This is a genomic window from Nocardiopsis sp. RV163, assembly GCF_001029525.1.
GTDB classification, from domain to species: Bacteria; Actinomycetota; Actinomycetes; order Streptosporangiales; family Streptosporangiaceae; genus Nocardiopsis; species Nocardiopsis dassonvillei.
Map to the genome: position 1 here is coordinate 1 of NZ_LEKI01000002.1, position 18,114 is coordinate 18,114.

The window sequence follows — 18,114 nt, forward strand, 5'->3', positions numbered from 1 at the left end:
GGGCCGCATCGCTCAGGGCGCGAGGCGCACCACGCCGTGGGAGCCGTCCATGGCGAACTCGTCGCCGCTGTCCACCGGCACCTCGCAGTCGGCGTCGGCCAGGACGCGGATCCGGTGGAGGTCGGTGGTCATGGTGCCCCGTCCACGGGTCGGGCCGCGCACGTCCTGGGGCGAGGCGAGGCCGTGCGGCGGTGGCCTGGCCGCCGACGGTTGTGCCCCGGCTCCGTGCCGTCCCTGCCCCCGCCCCTATGGTGCGCCTCATTCCAGTTCGGGCCCCGCCGACGGCGCTTCCGGCACCGGGCGGCAGGCCCCGGGACCGGGCTCGTTAGGCTGGGGCCCGGTGCACCTGAGCGAGGAGGCGGTGCCCATGGGCCCGGTGGTGGATTCGGTCAGCCGCAGTTCCGGACACACCTTCAGCAAGGACGTCCTGCCACGGATCCGCCTTCTGGCGGGGCTGGGTGTGGAGGGTGACGCCCACCTGGGCGCCACCGTTCAGCACCTGTCCCGGATCGCGGTGAATCCCGACCAGCCCAACCTGCGCCAGGTCCACCTGGTGGCCGCCGAGCTCCTGGAGGAGGTCGGCGAGGCGGGATTCGCGGTCTCCCCGGGCCAACTGGGTGAGAACATCACCACCCGCGGTCTGGATCTGCTGTCCCTGTCCGCGGGCACCGTCCTGGCCTTCGGTGACGGGGCCAGCGTGCGGGTCACCGGCCTGCGCAATCCCTGCGCGCAGATCGACGGTTTCTCCCGGGGGCTGCTCAAACAGGTTCTGCGTCGCGGGGAGGACGGCAACGTGGTGCGCAGGGCCGGAGTCATGGGCGTCGTGCTGACCAGCGGCACCGTCGAACCCGGTATGCCGGTGCGCGTGCGGGTGCCCCGGGGCGCCCACACACCTCTGGAACGGGTGTGAAAGGAAGTCTTCGAGGTCTTCGACACCCGTGAGGCCGACAGTTCGGAATCGGCGTGCCGGGCGGCGCGTTCTCCGACGAGCTTCTCCGGCCGGGTGCTGCGGCGTTTGCGGGGGATCGGGGCCGAGCGCGACCCGCGTGGTGTGGTGCGCTACGACCACCCGGTGCCGGGCTGAGGCGGTCGGGGCCGTCCACCGCCCGGACCGGGCCCGGTGCCTCAGCTCTCGCCGCGCTGCAGGAGGCGTTCGTGGCGCTGGCGGGCGGCCTGGGCCGAGCCCAGCCCGAGTCCGAAGGCGATCTCCTGCCAGGTCATGCCGCGTCCCTTGGCCATCTGGAGCAGTCCGGCCTCCAGTTGGTCGAACTCGGCGCGCGCCCAGGGCACCAGGGTCAGGGCGGCGGTGAGGTCGTCCTGGTCCACGGCCGGGGCGCCGGGCTCGGGGGGTGCGCCGCCCGCGGCCAGGTCGGCGACGCGCCGCAGGGCGTCCAGGGGCGCCATGGGCATGCGTGCCTCGTCCCAGCGGGTGCGGTGCTCTCCGGTTGCGTGGCGTTCGGTGATGCGCAGCAGCGCCTCGTGGGTGCGCATGCGGCGGGCGCTTCGCGGGTCGGGTCGGGTGAAGGCGCTCTCGCGCTGTTCCTCGCTCATGCCTCCAGCATGAAGACGCAAACACCCAGTTGTCAACGAATAATTTTCAACATTTTGTTCACGCCGGCTTCCGGCCGTCCAGGAACTCCGCGAAGGTCAGCTTGCCCACGGCCCGGTCCGGGGCCAGATGGCCCCCGGCGCGGTAGGCCGCGAAGACGGCGCCCGGCAGGCGCACGGGCACCGTCCGCAGATCCGTCCCCGCCCAGCGCTGGTAGGCCGCGGCCAGGTCGCGGAAGGACTCCACGCGCGGGCCGCCCATGTCCGCCACGCGCCCGGCCGGAGCGCGGCCGACCAGGTGTGCCAGCCGGGAGGCGACCTCCTCGACCGCCACGGGCTGCACGTCCACGTCGGGGACGGGCATGAAGGGCAGGCGGGCCGCGCCCGCGCACAGCCTGAGCACCAGGTCGTGGAACTGGGTGGCGCGCAGCACCGTCCACCCCAGACCGGAGGCCGCCAGCGCGCTCTCCACGGTGTGCTTGGCCTTGTAGTAGCCGAGCGGAACCCGGTCCACGCCGACGATGGAGACGTAGACCAGGTGCGCCACCCCCGCCTCGCGGACCGCGCGGACCAGGTGGGTGGCCGACTCGATGTCGCCGCCCGAGGGCGCGCTGGCGCAGTGCACGACGGTGTCCACGCCCCGGACCGCTTCGGCCAGCCCGGTGCCCCGGCGCAGGTCCACGGCGAAGGACGCGGGGTCCTCGGGGTCGGGTCGGCGGCTCAGGACGCGCACCTGGTGCCCGGTGCGGCGCAGGCGTTCCACCACGGGACGTCCCAGGGTGCCGGTGCCGCCGGTGACGAGGACTGTCTTCATGGGCGCTCCTTCGCTTCCTGGAGGACCCATGCTAGGTCTCGGGGAACCTGACACGTCGGTCCCCGCCGGGACTCCCCGGGGCGTGTCCGCGCCGGGACGCGCCGCCGACCGCCCTGACCAGGGGGCGGTGGTGTCTTCGCCGCCCGGTGTCCGGTTAGAGTGCTGGCGGCGTCGGCACAGCGGAGCGGCCGAGCGAGCGGTGAGGGAGTGTGCCCATGTCCGGGATCGCCGGGAGACTGACGGCAGCGGTCGGCGCGGAGCAGGTGGTCACCGACCCCGCCGTCCTGGAGGGCTACTCCCACGACGAGGCCGAGTGGGCTCCCCACGGTGCCCCGGCCGCGCTCGTGCGCCCGCGCCACACCCAGGACGTGGCGGCCGCGGTGACCGTGTGCGCGGAACTGGGCGTCCCGGTGGTCGGGCGCGGAGCCGGGACTGGGCTGTCGGGCGCGGCCAACGCCGTGGACGGCTGGGTCGTGGTCTCCTTCGAGCGGATGAACCGGGTCCTGGAGGTCGACCCCGTACAGCAGACCGCCACCGTGCAGCCCGGCGTGGTCAACAACGACCTGCGCGAGCGGGTGGCCCGGGACGGCCTGTGGTACCCGCCGGACCCGGCCTCCGCGTCCTGGTCGACGATCGGCGGCAACGTGGCCACCAACGCGGGCGGCCTTTGCTGCGTCAAGTACGGCGTCACCCGCGACTACGTGCTGGGCATGGAGGCGGTCGTGGGCTCGGGCGAGGTGGTGAGGCTGGGCCGGACCACCGCCAAGGGCGTGACCGGCTACGACCTGTGCGGGCTCATGGTGGGCTCGGAGGGGACACTGGGCCTGGTCACCGAGGTGACGCTGCGGATGCGGCCGCTGCGCACCGGCACCGAGCACACCGTGGTGGGCTACTTCGACTCCTTGGCGGAGGCCGGAAGGGCCGTCGCGGCGGTCTCGGCGGCCGGGGTGGTGCCCTCGGCGATGGAGCTGATCGACCGGTTCTGCCTCCAGGCGGTGGACGACTGGAAGAACATGGGGCTGTCCGCCGAGGGCGAGGTGCTGCTGCTGGCGCGCAGCGACCAGCCCGGGGCGGCGGGCGAGGAGGAGGCCGACCGCGTCCTGGCGTGCTTCGAGGCCGAGGGCGCGGTCTACGCGGTGCGCTCCACCGACGAGGAGGAGGCCGAGGCCCTGTTCGAGGCCCGCCGCCTGGCCTACCCGGCTCTGGAGCGGCTCGGCCCGCTGCTGACCGAGGACATGTGCCTGCCCAAGGCGAAGGTGCCCCTGATGCTGGAGCGCATCGAGGCGATCGGCAGGCGCTTCGACACCCGCATCGGCAACATCGCGCACGCCGGTGACGGCAACCTGCACCCGCTGTTCATCGTCCCGGCCGGTGACGAGGACGCCAAGAAGCGCGCGCAGGAGGCCTTCGAGGTGATCGTGGACGAGGCGATCGCACTGGGCGGCACGGTCACCGGCGAGCACGGCGTCGGCCTGCTCAAGATGCGCGGCGCCGCCCGGGAGATGGGTCCGCACGTGCTCGCCATGCACCGGGCCGTCAAGGACGCCTTGGACCCGAGGGGCATCTTCAATCCGGGCAAGGTCTTCGCCGCGTCCTAGCCCACGGGGGCGGGGCGCGGACGGCGGGGCGCGGGGCCGTGAGAAGGGTGGAACCGGTCGGGGAGCGGGCGGCGTCTCAGGGGGCAGGAACCGCACCGCGCACGAGGAGAGCCCCATGGAGACCACCACCGTCCTGGTTCTGGTGATCGCGGCCCTGGTGGCCGTCGGCGTGACCGGGGCGGCGGTCGCGGGCTCGGCCGCCGACCGCCGCCGCTCCCGCGGCCTGTCCCTGTGGGCCTCGCGGGAGGGGTGGCGCTACGACCGCGAGCGGCCCGAGCTGGTCGACCGCTTCGAGGGAGCCCCCTTCCTGGAACGGCGGTCCAACGCCCGGGCCAGGCACGTGCTCTGCGCCGAACTGCGCGGACGCCGGGTCCTGGCCTACGAGTACGGCTACGCCGCGCCCCACCCCCAGCAGCGGCACCGCACCGTCGCGCACGTGTACACCGTGGTGGCGGTGGCCCTTCCGGCGGGCGTGCCGCTGCTCCAGGCGGAGGAGGTCGGCACCGGTGCGCCCCAGCCCAGGACGGACGGCGCCAGCGCCTGGACCGCGGGCGAGGCCGCCTTCGACGAGCGGTTCGCCGTGGTGACCGACGACGGGGCCTTCGCGGCGGCCGTCCTGGGGGAACCGGTGCGGGAGTGGCTGCTCTCGCGCGGGGGCGTGTGCCCGTTCCGCCTCGGCGGCCGGTACCTGCTGGCCTGGGAGCGCGGACCGCTGGAGACCGCTCGCGTCCGGGAGCGCGCCGACGCGGCGATCGGCCTGCTGGAGCGGGTTCCGTCCGGTGTCTGGGGGAGCGCGCAGGACACCCTGGGGTGAGCGCTCTTCCGGGGCCGGGCGCAGCGGACGGCGTCAGGGGCGGTGCCCCTCACTCCCGGGGCGCGGTGCCGGTGAACGCGGCACGCAGTCGGCGCACCCCCTCGGTGATCTCGGCGGTCCCGGCCGCGCCGCCGTAACTGAGCCGCAGGTGCGGGGCGGTCGGCTCCGCCGGGAAGTAGGCCTGGCCGGCGGCCACCGCCACCCCGGCGCGCAGTGCCGCCGACACGAGCGCGGCCTCGTCGGTCTCAGAGGGAAGCCGGAGCCACAGGTGGTACCCGCCCGCGGGCAGGTGCGGCTCCGCCAGTTCGGGCAGTTCACGTGCCAGGGCCGCGGCCATGGCCGTGCGGCGCTCGCGCAGGCCCGCCGCGACCGCGCGCAGGTGTCGTCCCCATGCGGGGGAGCCGACCAGCTCCAGCACGGCCTCCTGGAGGGGACGCGCCACGAAGAAGCTGTCCACCAGTTGGATCGCGCGCAGGCGCCGCGTCACCGGTCCCCGAGCGGCGATCGCCCCGACGCGCAGACTGGGAGAGGTCGCCTTGGTCAGCGACCGCACGTGCACCACGGTGCCGTCGGGGTCCTCGGCCGCCAGCGGGGGCGGCGGTGCGGCGGCGTCGGCGTGCGCCAGGTGGCGGGCGAAGTCGTCCTCCACGACGAACGCGCCCGCGGCGCGCGCGATCCGCACCACCTCGCCCCGCCTGGCCGGAGCCAGGACCGTTCCGGTGGGGTTGTGGAAGAGGGGCTGGCACACCAGCACACGGGCACCGCTGGCGGTGAACGCCTCTTCCAGCAGGTCGGCGCGGATCCCCTCGGAGTCGACCGGGACGGGAACGGGCCGCAGGCCCGCGGCCCGCACGATGGCCAGCAGACCGGGATAGGTGGGCGACTCCACCAGCACGGGCGCCCCCGGATGGGCCAGGGCGCGCAGCGCGGTGGTCAGAGCGCTCTGCCCGCCCGCGGTGACCAGTACGTCGGCCGCGCCGACGGAGCCGCCGATCTGACGGGCGAACCAGCCGCGCAGCTCCTCCACCCCTTCCGCGGGCGGTCGTGCCCAGGCTCCCGGCCGCCGTCCCGCGCGGGCCAGTGCGGCGCCCATGGCCTGCTCGGGCTGGAGAGCGGGGTGCAGGTAGCCGCCGTTGAACACGATGACTCCCAGGGCGGGTGGGGTGAGGGTGGCCAGCACCCCTGAGGCGTCCACGGTGCGCGGAACCGGCTCGCCGGAGGCCGCCGCCGTCTCGGCGCTCAGCGCGACCTCCTGCCATGAGGTGTCGCCGACCGGGCGCCCGGAGGCGCCCGCGCCCGCACGGAACGCCCCGGCGCCGGGGCGGGTGACCACCACGCCCTCGGCGACCAGCGCCGCGACGGCCCGCGACACGGTCACCGGACTCACTCCGTAGCGGTCCACGAGTGCCCTACTCGACGGCAGCTTCTCCCCAGGGGAGTAGCGGTCGACCTCCCTGCGCAGAAAGTCCGCCAGTTCTCGCACACTGCTACGCTGTTTCATGAAGATACAAGATAGCGCTATCGAAGCGCGTGGAGTAGCGGTGCTCGGCGCGACGCTGTGCGCGGCGTTCGGCGTCCTCGGGTTCTCGTTCACCCTCCCGGCCACCGCGTGGGCCCTGGAGGGCTTCGGGCCCTGGAGCGTGGCGGTGGTGCGGTGCGCGCTGGCCGCCGCGCTGGCGGGCTGCTGCCTCGCGGCTGTGCGCGCCCCGCTGCCCGACCGCGTCCACCGGCGGGGCATCGCCGTAGTCGCGCTGGGCTGCGTGGTGGCGTTCCCGCTGTTCAGCACGCTCGCGCTCCAGGCCTCCTCGACCTCCCACGCCGCGGTCGTGGTCGGGCTGCTGCCGCTCACCACCGCCGTGTTCGCCCTGCGCCGCAGCCCGGTGCGTCCCCCGCGCCGGTTCTGGGCGGCCGCGGTGTGCGGCGCCGCGGCCGTAGTCGCGTTCGCGCTGGTGCGCAGCGGCGGAACACCCGGCCCGGCCGACCTATACCTGCTGGCGGCACTGGTGCTGTGCGCCGCGGGCTACGCCGAAGGCGGTCGGCTGGCCGCGCACATGCCGGGCTGGCAGGTCATCGCCTGGGCGCTGGTCGCCGCCGCGCCGCTGACCGTGCCCGCCGCGCTGTGGGCTCTGGCCGCCGAGCCGGTGGACGCCGCGCCGCGCGCACTCGCGGGTATGGCCTACCTCGCCGCGGTGTCGCAGTTCGGCGCGTTCGTGGTCTGGTACCGGGGGATGGGCGCGATGGGCGTCGCGCGGGCCAGCCAGCTCCAGCTCGCCCAGCCGCTGTTGACCCTGATGTGGGCGGTGCTGCTGGTGGGAGAGCCGCTGACCCCGGCCGCGCCCGCCGCGGCCGTCGTCGTCCTCGTGTGCGTCGCCGTCACCCAGAGGTCGCGCGGGTGAACCCCCCGAACGTGGCGCGCGCCTTTTCGAGGGGACTGGGGAGCGCTCCCGGGACACGTGTCTCAGTCCAGGTGCGCGGTGTCGTTGAAGGCCAGCACCGATGCCGGACGGCCCGGGGAGTAGCGCAGCACTGTCAGTGCGGCGTTGGCCGGGGCCAGTGTCGTCCAGCGCCACACGGGAGCGTCGAGCGCGACGCACACGATCCATGCGACCAGGTAGGCATGGGTAATGACGGCTTCGTGCCGTTCGTGCTCCCCCTCCACCGGGCCGGTGAAGCGCTTCAGCGCACGGCGGGCCATGGCGGGCCCGGATAGGCGCTCGTGTTCTGGAAGGGAGGCGACGAAGCCGAGCACGCCGTCGGCGTGCTCTTGCGGCAGTTCCGCGCGCAGTGGCAGGTGGGGGGCGTAGTCACCCGCCTCGGGTACCCGCACGGGAGTGGTGCCCAACTCCCTCGCGGCCAGTCGCGCGGTCTGGGTGGTGCGTGCGAGGGGGCCGTGGTGGAGCCTGTCCACCCCGGCATGGCGCAGGCGACGGCCGAGCGAGGCGGCCTGGTGGCGGCCCTTCTCGGTCAGTGAGCCGTTCTCGTGTTCGGCCTCGGCGTGCCGGGCCAGGTAGAGGTGGCGGGTCGCGGGCACGGTGGTCCTGCCTTCTTTTCGGGGCTTCGCCGGTTCGATTCCGCGCGGCCGGGTCCGGTTCGCGCGGGTGAACCCCCCGAACGTGGTGTGCGCCTCCCCGGCGGGTGGTGTGAGATGGCGGCCTGTACGGGTAGGGGCGCCAACGCGGCACGGAGGGTGCCGGAAAGAGTCCAGCTGAGGGGGCAGCCATGGCCGACACGCTCAACGGCCGTCGGGTCGCGATTCTGGCCGCGGACGGGGTCGAGCAGGTCGAACTCGTCACACCGCGCAAGGCGCTGAACGAGGAGGGCGCCACCGTCGACCTGGTCTCGCTCAAGTCCGGGCGGATCCAGGCGATGAACGGCGACATCGAACCGGCGGACACCTTCGACGTGGACCGCGTGGTGTCCGGAGTCGGGGTGGACGACTACGACGCCCTGGTGGTCCCCGGTGGGACCGTCAACCCGGACAACCTGCGCTCGGACGAGAACGCGGTGGGGTTCGTGCGCGACTTCGTGGCCGCGGGCAAGCCCGTGGCAGCCATCTGCCACGGGCCGTGGATCCTGGTGGAGGCCGACGTGGTGCGGGGGCGCACCGTGACCTCCTACCCCAGCCTGCGCACCGACATCCGCAACGCGGGCGGGACCGTGGTCGATGAGAAGGTGGTCACCGACCAGGGGGTCACCACCAGTCGCAACCCCGACGACCTGCCCGCCTTCTGCGAGCGCATCGTCCGCGAGTTCGCCGCGAAGTAGGCGGCCTCCCGCGAGGGCCTGGCAGTGAAGACGGGGCGGTGGGAGCCGATCGGCTCCCACCGCCCCGTCTTCGTTCGGCCGCGGCTACCCCTCTTCGGGCTTCTCGGGGTGGCGGCGCAGGTGGACGATGGCCGCGATGAGCCCGCCCCACAGCAGGACCATGGCGACGGCCATCATGACGATCGCGCTGGTGGTCATCAGCGTTCCCCTTCCTTGGTCGTGGCGTCCTCGGTGTCGGCGTCCTGTCCGGCCAGGGCGTCGGCGCGCTTCCAGGGGAAGAGCGAGACCACGATCCCGAAGACGATCGCCCCGATGGCCAGGCCCCAACCGGCGATCAGCAGGAACCCGGTCGAGTAGCCGGCGTAGTTCTCGGTCAGTTCCGTGCGCAGGCTGTCCCACATCATGAAGCCGAGCAGGATCGGGGTGACCACGCCCAGGACGGCCTTCCACCACAGGCCGAGCCGGATCGAGGAGATCGCGTTGGTGTGCTCCTGGAACATCGGCAGCTTGCGTGCGATCCAGCCGAAGACCACGATCATGACGAGCCCGGCCAGTGCGATGCCGTACTGGTTGATGAAGTGGTCGAACACGTCGAGGAAGTGCAGCCCCTCGGGCGTGGGGAAGAGCAGGATCGAGGCCAGCGCGGTGGCGCCGCCCACCAGCAGCACGGCCTGGGTGCGGCCCAGGCCGGTGCGGTCCTGCACCGCGGAGATGATCACCTGGACGATGCTGATCAGCGAGCTCAGGCCCGCGATCACCAGGGAGCCGAAGAAGAGCACCCCGAACAGCGCGCCGCCGATGGGCAGGGTCGAGATGATCTGCGGGAAGGCGACGAAGGCCAGGCCGATGCCGTTGGCGGCGACGTCCTCGACCCCGGTGCCCGCGGCGGTGGCCATGAAGCCCAGGGCGGCGAACACGCCGATGCCCGCGAGCAGTTCGAAGGAGCTGTTGGCGAAGCCAGCCACCATCGCCGAGCCGGTCAGGTCGGCCTTGCGGCGCAGGTAGGAGGCGTAGGTGACCATGATGGCGAAGCCCACGGACAGGGAGAAGAAGATCTGCCCGTAGGCGGCGATCCAGACGCTGCCGTCGAGCATGGCGCCCCAGTCGGGTGTGAACAGGGCGTTCAGGCCGGTCACGGCCCCGTCGAGCGTGAGCGCCTGCACGACCAGGACCAGGAACAGCACCAGCAGCAGCGGGATGAAGACCTTGTTGGCCTTCTCGATGCCGTTGCGCACGCCCAGCGCCAGGATGAGCAGGACCACGGCCCACACGCCCACGAGCGGCCAGGCCACGCCCGCGACGTAGCCCGAGACCATGCCGGGTCCCTCGCTCATCTGGAGGAAGTCCTCGAAGAAGAACGCGTTGGGGTCGTCGCCCCACTGCTGCCCGATGGAGAACCACGCGAACCGGGCGGCCCAGGCCACGATCACGGCGTAGTAGACCGCGATGACGAAGCAGACGGCCACCTGCCACCAGCCGATGGCCTCGGCGGGCCGGGTGATGCGCCGGTAGGACAGGGGCGCGGATGAGCGGTAGCGGTGCCCGATGCTGTACTCCAGGATCAGCAACGGGATTCCGGCGGTGAGCAGGGCGATGAGGTAGGGCAGCATGAAGGCGCCGCCGCCGTTCTCGTAGGCGATGTAGGGAAATCGCCAGATGTTGCCCAGACCGATGGCGGAGCCGATCGCCGCCATCAGGAAGCCCGCGCGCGATCCCCAGTGCTCGCGAGTCTGTTGGACCATGTTCAGGTCTCCTAAATCATCCCGTAGTTCGCGATTCGCACGCTAGCAGGAGTTGGCCTGGCCAGCATCGTGGGGCGCGGAGCCTGGACAGGGTGTCACCCCACGATGCTCCCTTCGTTTGCTTTTGTCCAGACTCGCACGAGGGACGGAAACGACAAGGGGCACTTACCGGAAACCTTCAGCCGTCCTTGCCCGCACGCGGCGGCGAACGCCGGGGGCCGGGAGCGTCTCTTGCGGAACCGGCCGGTTCCCGGCGGGCGCGGGCCCGGGACCACAAGGGCGCGGCCGGGGCCTGCCGGGCCGTGGCACGCGGACGCGCCCCGCCCCGGCCGACCCCGGCCGACCGTCGCGGGCTACTACGCGCCGCGGTGGCGCGGGCGTGCGCGCAGGCGCGCGTTGGGCAGCTCCGGGGCGGGGAGGGCCGCGTCGTCGTCGGCCGCGACCGCGGCGAAGCGCCGCCCGTGCGCGCCGACGGCGCCGTTCCGGTCGTCCTCCCAGGCGCGGCGGGCCCGCACGATCTCGTCGTGGTCGCGGCCGACGAAGTTCCACCACATGACCAGGTCCTCGGTGAAGGGTTCTCCGCCGATCACCAGCACGTGCGCGGTCTCTTCGGCCCGCAGTTCCAACTCCGTGCGCCCCTCGCCCGCGTAGAGCAGCGCACCGGCCTCGACGTCGTGGCCGAGGACCCGCACGGGCGCGTCCAGGGGCAGGACGCCGTGTTCGAAGGACGCGTCCAGGGGCAGGCGCACCCGGGCCCCGGGCTCCAGCACGACCTCGGCGCCCATGAGCGGGGTGTGCACGCGGGCGGGGGAGCGGCGGCCTTCCACCTCTCCGGCGATCACCGTGACCCTGGCCCCCGGCGCGTCCGTGCCGGGCAGGTCGAAGACGGGCAGGTCGGCGTGGTGTTCGAAGCGGGCCGGTCCCTCGCGGTCGTCCTCGGGCAGGGCGATCCACAACTGGGCGCCGTGCAGCAGCGGTGGGGCGTCGGCGGGGGAGCGCTCGGAGTGGGCGACGCCGTGTCCGGCGGTCATGAGGTTGAGCTGGCCGGGGCGGACCAGTTGGTCCGAGCCCAGGCCGTCCAGGTGGTGGACCGAGCCCCGGACCAGCCAGCTCACGGTCTGCAGGCCGATGTGGGGGTGCGGCGGGACCTGCATGCCGGGGCCGTCGGCGACGCCGGTTGGCCCGTAGACGTCGGCGAAGCACCACGCGCCGACCATGCGGCGGTTCTTCCCGGGCAGTGCGCGGCGGACCAGCATGGCGCGCGGGCCGCCGAGCGGGACCTCGCGCGGTTCGAGGAGTTCGGTGCCGCCGGGGACGGCGGTGCCGACGGGGTCGACCTCTCCGCCGCAGACGCGCTCTTCGGCGGGATGGGTGTCCAGGTTGCTCACTCTGCCGAAGGTAGCCGAGGCGGGTCGGTCCTGGCATATCCGGAGAAGTCAGAGGCCGCAACGGCGCGGCCCGGTGTTGGCGGACACCGCGTCGGGGTACGAACACAGGAGTGCGCGGGCGGTGGAACACCGTCGGCGGGAGAAGCGCCCGCGGGAGCGTACACCAGCCATCGGGAGGCGCGCCGTGGCCGTCGCCGAACGCTACGACCAGATCGCGGAGAACCACGGAGAAGTGGAACGCGTGGTCAGCACGTACCGCAGCCTCGTCGAGACCCCGTCCTTCCTCAGGGCGCTCGGCCCCGTCCAGGGGACCTCCGTCCTGGACTTCGGGTGCGGGACAGGCGCTTACACCCGGCTCCTGAGACGGCGGGGCGCGCACCCCGTCGTGGGCGTGGACATCTCCCCCGGCATGGTCGGGGCCGCGCGGCTGATCGAGGAACGACAGCCCCTGGGCCTGAGGTACGAGGTCCACGACATGGCCGACATGCCCGCCCTGGGCGCCTTCGACACGGTGGTGGCGGTCGCCGTCCTGCACTACGCGGGCGACCGGCGCATGCTCGACCGCATGGTGTTGCGGGCGAGGGAGAACCTGGTCCCCGGAGGGCGGCTGCTGGCCTATGTCGGCAACCCCCGGCTCCCCTCCGGAACAGCGCAGATGAACGGGTTCGTCATCGACATGCCCGAGCACCCCGTCGACGGAGCCCCCTGCCCGGTCACCATCCCCACGGCCCCGCCCACGGTCCTGCCGACCCGCTACTGGAGCTGTGAGGCCATGGAGGACTCTCTGCGCGGCGCGGGGTTCGACCGGGTGCGCTGGGAGCCCGTCGAGGGCATTCCCCCGGGGGCGGGGGAGCCGCTCAACCTCCTGCTCAGCGCGCGCGTTTCCGCCTAGGACGACCGTCGGCCCGGGCACGGGCGGACGCGGGAGGAGGGTTCGCGCACGTGTGCGGCCCGGAACGGCCGGGGCCGGGCGCGCCCGGCCCCGGCCGTTCCGGGCCGGCGGGGACGGGTGCCGAAGCGCTTCGCGTCGTGGCAGGTCCGGGCCCCTCTGGTGCAAGGGGGTGTTCTTGCCGTAGTCTGGAAAGCGCTTTCACACGGAAAGGTGGTAACAACCTATGGGTGATCACGTGCTGGGTGTCGCCATGAACGGCGTCACCGGACGCATGGGGTACAGGCAGCACCTGACCCGGTCTGTCCTGGCCATCCGGGAGGCGGGCGGCGTACGCCTGCCCGACGGCTCCCGGATCATTCCCGAGCCCGTCCTGGTCGGACGCTCCGAGCACAAGCTGCGCGAGATCGCCGAACGCCACGGAATCGAGCGCTGGTCAACCGACCTGGACGGTGTGCTCTCCGACGACGACATCACGGTCTACTTCGACTCGCAGATCACGCACGCCCGCGAGGCGGCCGTGCGCGCCGCCATCGCCGCGGGCAAGCACGTCTACGTCGAGAAGCCCACCGCCAGCACGCTCAGCGCCGCTCTGGAGCTGGCCAAACTGGCCCGCGACGCGGGCGTGCGCAACGGCGTGGTCCAGGACAAGCTCTTCCTGCCCGGCCTGCTCAAACTGCGCAGGCTGGTCGAGAGCGGCTTCTTCGGCCGCATCCTTTCGGTGCGCGGCGAGTTCGGCTACTGGGTCTTCGAGGGCGACTGGCAACCCGCCCAGCGCCCCAGCTGGAACTACCGCGCCGAGGAGGGCGGCGGCATGGTGCTGGACATGTTCCCGCACTGGCACTACATCCTGGAGCACCTGTTCGGCCCGGTGCGCGCGGTGACCGCCAAGGTCGCCACCCACATCCCGCGCCGCTGGGACGAGGAGGGCCGGCCCTACGAGGCCACGGCCGACGACTCGGCCTACGGCATCTTCGAACTGGACGGCGGCGTCATCGCCCAGATCAACTCCTCCTGGAACGTGCGCGTGGCCCGCGACGAACTCGTGGAGTTCCAGGTCGACGGCACCCACGGCAGCGCCGTGGCGGGGCTGCGCTCCTGCCGGGCCCAGCACCGCTCGGCCACGCCCAAGGCTGTCTGGAACCCCGACCTGGAGGACCTGGGGCGCTACCGGGAGCAGTGGGAGCCCGTGCCCGACAACACCGAGTTCCCCAACGGGTTCCGCGCCCAGTGGGAGGACTACCTGCGCCACGTGGTCCTGGACACCCCCTTCCCGCACGACCTGCTCTCGGGCGCGCGCGGCCTCCAGATGGCCGAGGCCGGCCTCCAGTCGGCGCGCACCGGACGCACGATCGAACTGGACGAGGTCAGCCTCGCATGAGCACACTCCTGCTGCCCGCCGCCGACGGCACCGCCGCCCCCTACACCCTGAGCGGCGCCACCGTCGACGCCTCCCCGCTTCCCCCCTCCCGTTCGCGCACGGCCTACGCGGCGGCCCACGTTGTCGCCGACCCCCTGGCGGCAAACGCCCCCGGCGCCCCGGCCCGCCTGGACTGGGAGGCCACCCTGGCCTTCCGCCACCACCTGTGGGACCAGGGTCTGGGCGTGGCCGACGCCATGGACACCGCCCAACGCGGCATGGGCCTGGACTGGGCCGCCACCGCCGAGCTGATCCGCAGGTCGGGTGCGGAGGCCGCCGCCCGCGGCGCCGCCCTGGCCTGCGGGGTGGGCACCGACCAGCTCGATCCTTCGCGGGCCGATCTGGAAAGCGTTATCACCGCGTACGGTGAGCAGCTCGACGTCGTCCAGGGCGCCGGAGCCACCCCCATCCTCATGGCCTCGCGCGCCCTGGCAGCGGTCGCCTCGGGCCCCGACGACTACGCCAAGGTCTACGCCGACCTGCTGGGCCGTGCCGACCAGCCCGTCATCCTGCACTGGCTGGGCACCGCCTTCGACCCGGCCCTGGCCGGGTACTGGGGCTTCGCCGACCCGGCCGAGGCGATCGAGCCGGTGGCGGCACTGATCGCCGAGCACGCGGCGAAGGTGGAGGGCATCAAGGTCTCCCTGCTCGACGCCTCGCTGGAGGTGCGGCTGAGGCGGCTGCTGCCCGAGGGCGTGCGCCTGTACACAGGCGACGACTTCAACTACCCCGACCTCGTCCTGGGCGACGAGCAGGGCCACTCCGACGCCCTGCTGGGCGTGTTCGCGGCCATCGCCCCGGCCGCCGCCCGCGCGCTGGCCGCCCTGGACGAGGGCGACACCGAACGGTACCGGGCCCTGATGGACCCCACGGTCCCGCTGGCCCGCCACCTGTTCGCCGAGCCCACCTTCTACTACAAGACCGGCGTGGCCTTCCTGGCCTGGCTCAACGGCCACCAGAAGGGCTTCCACATGGTGGGCGGGCTGCACAGCGCCCGCGACCTGCCCCACTTGGCCCAGGCGGTGCGCCTGGCCGACGCAGCCGGGGCCCTGACCGACCCGGACCTGGCCGCGGCACGCATGCGGGCGCTCCTCCAGGTGTCAGGAGTCGACCAGTGACCGCGGTTCCCGAGGGCGCCGCGGCGCCCTCCGCGCGGACCACCGGCTCGGCGGTCGTGCCCGGCGCGGTGGACGTGCCCTCCGGGCGACCCGCCGCGGTGCCCACCCCCGAACCGGGCGACCCGCGCCTGGCACGGCTCTCGCTCAACCAGGCCACCGTCAAGTACTGGAACCTGACCCAGGCCGTGGACGGCTGCCTGCGCGCCGGGCTGCCCGCCATCGGAACGTGGCGCGATCCGGTCGCGGAGACGGGCCTGGCCAAGGCGGCCGCCTTGCTGCGCCGTTCCGGGCTGCGCGTGTCCTCGCACTGCCGCGGCGGGTTCCTCACCGGACCGGATCGGGCCGCGGCGCTGGAGGACAACCGGCGCGCCGTGGACGAGGCCGCCGAGCTCGGTGCTCCCTGCCTGGTCATGGTCGTGGGCGGGATGCCCGACGGCGAGCGCGACCTGGTCGGGATCCGCGAGCGGGTGGCGGACGGTATCGCCGAGTTGGCCCCCTACGCCCTGGAGCGGGGGGTACGGCTCGCGTTGGAGCCCCTGCACCCGATGTTCTGCGCCGACCGTGCCGTGCTCTCCACACTGGGCCAGGCCCTGGACCTGGCCGAACGCTTCGACGCGGCCGCCGTCGGCGTGGTGGTGGACGCCTACCACGTGTGGTGGGACCCCCAGGTGTGGGAGCAGATCGCCCGCGCCGGGGCGGGCGGGCGCATCGCCTCCTTCCAGGCCTGCGACTGGGAGCTGCCCATCCCCGCCGACGCCCTGCTGGGGCGCGGCATGGTCGGCGACGGCCACGCCGACGTGCGCGCCCTGCGCCGCGCGGTGGACGCGGCCGGTTACGACGGCGACATCGAGGTGGAGATCTTCAACGAGCGGATCTGGTCGGCCGACGGCGACGACGTCATCGCCACCCTGGCCCGACGCCACGTCCAGCACGTCCTGTGAGGCCCCGGGGGCGCACGCGCCCCCGGCCCCCCGAGCTCAAGGAGCGAGTTTGAACTTCGACGGAATCCTCTTCTTCCCCTTGACCCCCTTCGATTCCGAAGGAGGAGTGAACGAGGACGTGCTGGCCGAGCACGTCGCCTCGGGCGTGGAGCACGGCGCGGGAGGGGTGTTCGCGGCCTGCGGCACCGGTGAGGTGCACGCCCTGTCGGCCGCCGAGCACGCCGCGGTGGTGCGGCGGTCGGTGGAGGTCACCGCGGGCCGCGTGCCGGTGGTGGCCGGTGCGGGCGGCAGCGTGGGCACCGCCATCGAGCAGGCCCGCGCGGCCCGCGAGCTGGGCGCGGACGCGATCCTGCTGCTGCCGCCCTACCTGGTGGGCGCGCCTCAGGCGGGGCTGGTGGACTACGTGCGCACCGTGGTCGCGGCCTCCGACATCCCGGTGGTGGTCTACCAGCGCGGAACGATGGTCTTCACCCCCCAGAGCGCGGCGGAGCTGGCCTCGATCCCGCAGGTGGTGGGGATCAAGGACGGAGTGGGCGACCTGGGCCGGATGCACCAGATCGTGATGGCGGTGCGCGACCTGCGCGGCGAGGAGTTCACCTTCTTCAACGGACTGCCCACGGCGGAGCTGACCGTGGCGGCTTACCGGTCGGTGGGCGTGCCGCTGTACTCCTCGGCGGCGTTCGCGTTCGTGCCCGAGGTGGCCGACGCCTTCTACCGCGCCTTCCACTCCGGTGACGCGCTGGCCGACACCCTGATGCGCGAGTTCTTCGAGCCGCTGGTGCGGCTGCGCGACCGGACGCCGGGGTACGCGGTGTCGCTGGTCAAGGCGGGCGCGCGACTGCGCGGGGCGGACATGGGCGGGGTGCGCGCGCCGTTCAGCGACCCCACCGCCGACGAGGAGGCCGAGCTGGCCGAACTGATCGAGACCGGCCTGTCCCTGGTCAAGGAGGGCTGAACGTGCGTGTCACCGAGGTCGGCGCCCGGGCCTTCCGGCTGCCGCTGCACCGGTCCTGGGACGGGGGCGTGGGCCGCAACGACGTCGTGGTGGTGCGGGTGGCCAGCGACTCCGGGCTGGTCGGCACGGGGTTCGCGTGGACCCCGCTGATCGGGGCCCGGGCGGTGGCGGCGCTGGTCAACGACGACCTGCGGCCCGCGCTGGTGGGCGCCGAGGCCCATCCGGCCCGGTGGGACGAGCTGCGCTGGCACCTGCGCGAGGCGGGCACCAGCGGGCTCACCCTGATGGCGCTGGCGGGAGTGGACATCGCCCTGTGGGACCTGCGCGCCCGCGCGGCCGAGTCGAGCCTGGTGGACCTGGTGGGTCGGCGCCGCGAGTCGGCGCCGGCCTACGGCAGCGGGGTCAACCTGGACTACTCCCTGTCCGACCTGTTGGAACAGGTGCGCGGCTGGGTGGAGGCCGGGCACGTCGCCGCCAAGATCAAGGTCGGCTCGCCCGACCCTGCCCGGGACGCCGAGCGGGTGGGCGCGGTGCGCGGGGTGCTGGGCCCGGACCGGCTGCTGATGGTGGACGCCAACCAGCGCTGGGACGTGCCCGGGGCGGTCCGGGCGCTGGACGCGCTGGAGGAGTTCGGCCCGCACTTCGTGGAGGAGCCCCTCCCAGCCGAGGACCTGGAGGCGCACGCCCGCCTGCGCGAGCGCACGCGGGTGCCCTTCGCCGTGGGTGAGAACCTGCGCACGGTCGCCGAGTTCGAGCGGGCCGTGGAGCTGGGGGTGTGCGACGTCGCCCAGCCCAACGTGGTGCGGGTGGGCGGCATCACCCCGTTCCTGCGTATCGCGGAGTCGATGGCGCGCCGCGGCGTGCCGGTGGCTCCGCACCTGTTGCCCGAGCTGTCGGGGCAGCTGGCGCTGTGCCTGTCCCGGGTGGCCATGGTCGAGGACATCGACCGGGCCTCCTTCGCCGCGCTGGGAGCGTTGGCCCGCCCCAGCGGGGTGGAGTTCGACCGGGGCCGGGTGCGCGCCGACACCGGCCGCGGCCACGGCCTGGTGTTCGCCGACACGCTCACACCGGTCGCGGACGCTTCCCCCTAGCACCGGGTCGCGACCGGAAAGGGGCCGGGAC

18 protein-coding genes are annotated in these 18,114 nt (G+C 73.5%); 11 read left to right on the plus strand and 7 right to left on the minus strand.

Annotated features, from left to right (window positions below; translation table 11 throughout):
• Window positions 1–367: 367 nt before the first annotated feature.
• Window positions 368–910, plus strand: a complete 543-nt coding sequence (locus ABD54_RS00500; RefSeq protein ID WP_047867497.1) for an MOSC domain-containing protein — start codon at window positions 368–370, stop codon at window positions 908–910.
• Between the two features lie 215 nt (window positions 911–1,125).
• On the opposite strand, the gene ABD54_RS00505 is transcribed toward ABD54_RS00500, so the two are convergent.
• Together ABD54_RS00505 and ABD54_RS00510 are read right to left on the minus strand one after the other, a co-directional pair.
• Window positions 1,126–1,551 (minus strand): hypothetical protein, encoded by a 426-nt coding sequence (locus ABD54_RS00505; RefSeq protein WP_047867431.1) that lies wholly within the window; start codon window positions 1,549–1,551, stop codon window positions 1,126–1,128.
• A 58-nt stretch (window positions 1,552–1,609) separates the two neighbouring features.
• Window positions 1,610–2,362, minus strand: a complete 753-nt coding sequence (locus tag ABD54_RS00510; RefSeq protein WP_047867432.1) for an SDR family oxidoreductase — start codon at window positions 2,360–2,362, stop codon at window positions 1,610–1,612.
• 215 nt (window positions 2,363–2,577) lie between these two features.
• On the opposite strand from ABD54_RS00510, the gene ABD54_RS00515 reads away from it, so the two are divergent.
• Together ABD54_RS00515 and ABD54_RS00520 are read left to right on the plus strand one after the other, a co-directional pair.
• Window positions 2,578–3,960 carry an FAD-binding oxidoreductase gene (locus ABD54_RS00515; protein WP_047867433.1) on the plus strand — a complete coding sequence of 461 codons (1,383 nt, stop codon included), beginning with the start codon at window positions 2,578–2,580 and terminating at the stop codon, window positions 3,958–3,960.
• Window positions 3,961–4,075: 115 nt separating this feature from the next.
• Complete coding sequence (locus ABD54_RS00520; RefSeq protein WP_047867434.1) at window positions 4,076–4,774, plus strand: hypothetical protein; 699 nt, start codon at window positions 4,076–4,078, stop codon at window positions 4,772–4,774.
• A 49-nt stretch (window positions 4,775–4,823) separates the two neighbouring features.
• Here ABD54_RS00520 and ABD54_RS00525 read toward each other — a convergent pair whose 3' ends face one another.
• Entirely contained in the window at window positions 4,824–6,275 is a 1,452-nt protein-coding gene (locus ABD54_RS00525) for a PLP-dependent aminotransferase family protein (RefSeq protein WP_047867435.1), read from the minus strand.
• Between the two features lie 40 nt (window positions 6,276–6,315).
• On the opposite strand from ABD54_RS00525, the gene ABD54_RS00530 reads away from it, so the two are divergent.
• Window positions 6,316–7,170 (plus strand): DMT family transporter, encoded by an 855-nt coding sequence (locus tag ABD54_RS00530; RefSeq protein ID WP_047867436.1) that lies wholly within the window; start codon window positions 6,316–6,318, stop codon window positions 7,168–7,170.
• 62 nt (window positions 7,171–7,232) lie between these two features.
• Here the strand turns inward: ABD54_RS00530 and ABD54_RS00535 are convergent, their stop codons facing one another.
• Window positions 7,233–7,805 carry a histidine phosphatase family protein gene (locus tag ABD54_RS00535; RefSeq protein ID WP_047867437.1) on the minus strand — a complete coding sequence of 191 codons (573 nt, stop codon included), beginning with the start codon at window positions 7,803–7,805 and terminating at the stop codon, window positions 7,233–7,235.
• A gap of 188 nt (window positions 7,806–7,993) precedes the next feature.
• On the opposite strand from ABD54_RS00535, the gene ABD54_RS00540 reads away from it, so the two are divergent.
• Window positions 7,994–8,539: a type 1 glutamine amidotransferase domain-containing protein gene (locus ABD54_RS00540; protein WP_047867438.1), complete on the plus strand. Its 546-nt coding sequence runs from the start codon at window positions 7,994–7,996 to the stop codon at window positions 8,537–8,539.
• An 84-nt stretch (window positions 8,540–8,623) separates the two neighbouring features.
• On the opposite strand, the gene ABD54_RS26820 is transcribed toward ABD54_RS00540, so the two are convergent.
• The 3 genes from ABD54_RS26820 to ABD54_RS00550 all read right to left on the minus strand — a co-directional run bounded on the left by ABD54_RS26820 (window position 8,624) and on the right by ABD54_RS00550 (window position 11,669).
• Window positions 8,624–8,737, minus strand: a complete 114-nt coding sequence (locus ABD54_RS26820; RefSeq protein ID WP_082166601.1) for a methionine/alanine import family NSS transporter small subunit — start codon at window positions 8,735–8,737, stop codon at window positions 8,624–8,626.
• The gene (locus tag ABD54_RS00545; RefSeq protein WP_047867439.1) at window positions 8,737–10,281 is read right to left on the minus strand and encodes a sodium-dependent transporter; all 1,545 of its coding nucleotides are present in this window, start codon (window positions 10,279–10,281) and stop codon (window positions 8,737–8,739) included. The genes ABD54_RS26820 and ABD54_RS00545 overlap by 1 nt, the downstream gene beginning before the upstream one ends.
• A 356-nt stretch (window positions 10,282–10,637) precedes the next feature.
• Window positions 10,638–11,669 (minus strand): pirin family protein, encoded by a 1,032-nt coding sequence (locus tag ABD54_RS00550; protein ID WP_047867440.1) that lies wholly within the window; start codon window positions 11,667–11,669, stop codon window positions 10,638–10,640.
• A gap of 184 nt (window positions 11,670–11,853) precedes the next feature.
• Between ABD54_RS00550 and ABD54_RS00555 the strand changes: the two genes are divergently transcribed.
• The 6 genes from ABD54_RS00555 to ABD54_RS00580 all read left to right on the plus strand — a co-directional run bounded on the left by ABD54_RS00555 (window position 11,854) and on the right by ABD54_RS00580 (window position 18,083).
• On the plus strand, window positions 11,854–12,561 hold the full coding sequence (locus ABD54_RS00555) for a class I SAM-dependent methyltransferase (protein ID WP_047867441.1): 708 nt from the start codon (window positions 11,854–11,856) through the stop codon (window positions 12,559–12,561).
• 223 nt (window positions 12,562–12,784) lie between these two features.
• Window positions 12,785–13,939: a Gfo/Idh/MocA family protein gene (locus ABD54_RS00560; RefSeq protein WP_047867442.1), complete on the plus strand. Its 1,155-nt coding sequence runs from the start codon at window positions 12,785–12,787 to the stop codon at window positions 13,937–13,939.
• Window positions 13,936–15,096, plus strand: a complete 1,161-nt coding sequence (locus ABD54_RS00565) for a dihydrodipicolinate synthase family protein (protein ID WP_047867443.1) — start codon at window positions 13,936–13,938, stop codon at window positions 15,094–15,096. Before ABD54_RS00560 ends, ABD54_RS00565 begins: the two co-directional genes overlap by 4 nt.
• The gene (locus ABD54_RS00570; protein WP_082166602.1) at window positions 15,093–16,037 is read left to right on the plus strand and encodes a sugar phosphate isomerase/epimerase; all 945 of its coding nucleotides are present in this window, start codon (window positions 15,093–15,095) and stop codon (window positions 16,035–16,037) included. Before ABD54_RS00565 ends, ABD54_RS00570 begins: the two co-directional genes overlap by 4 nt.
• 49 nt (window positions 16,038–16,086) lie before the next feature.
• Window positions 16,087–16,992 carry a 5-dehydro-4-deoxyglucarate dehydratase gene (locus tag ABD54_RS00575; protein ID WP_047867444.1) on the plus strand — a complete coding sequence of 302 codons (906 nt, stop codon included), beginning with the start codon at window positions 16,087–16,089 and terminating at the stop codon, window positions 16,990–16,992.
• A gap of 2 nt (window positions 16,993–16,994) precedes the next feature.
• Window positions 16,995–18,083: a mandelate racemase/muconate lactonizing enzyme family protein gene (locus ABD54_RS00580; protein WP_047867445.1), complete on the plus strand. Its 1,089-nt coding sequence runs from the start codon at window positions 16,995–16,997 to the stop codon at window positions 18,081–18,083.
• The last annotated feature ends 31 nt before the right edge of the window (window positions 18,084–18,114 follow it).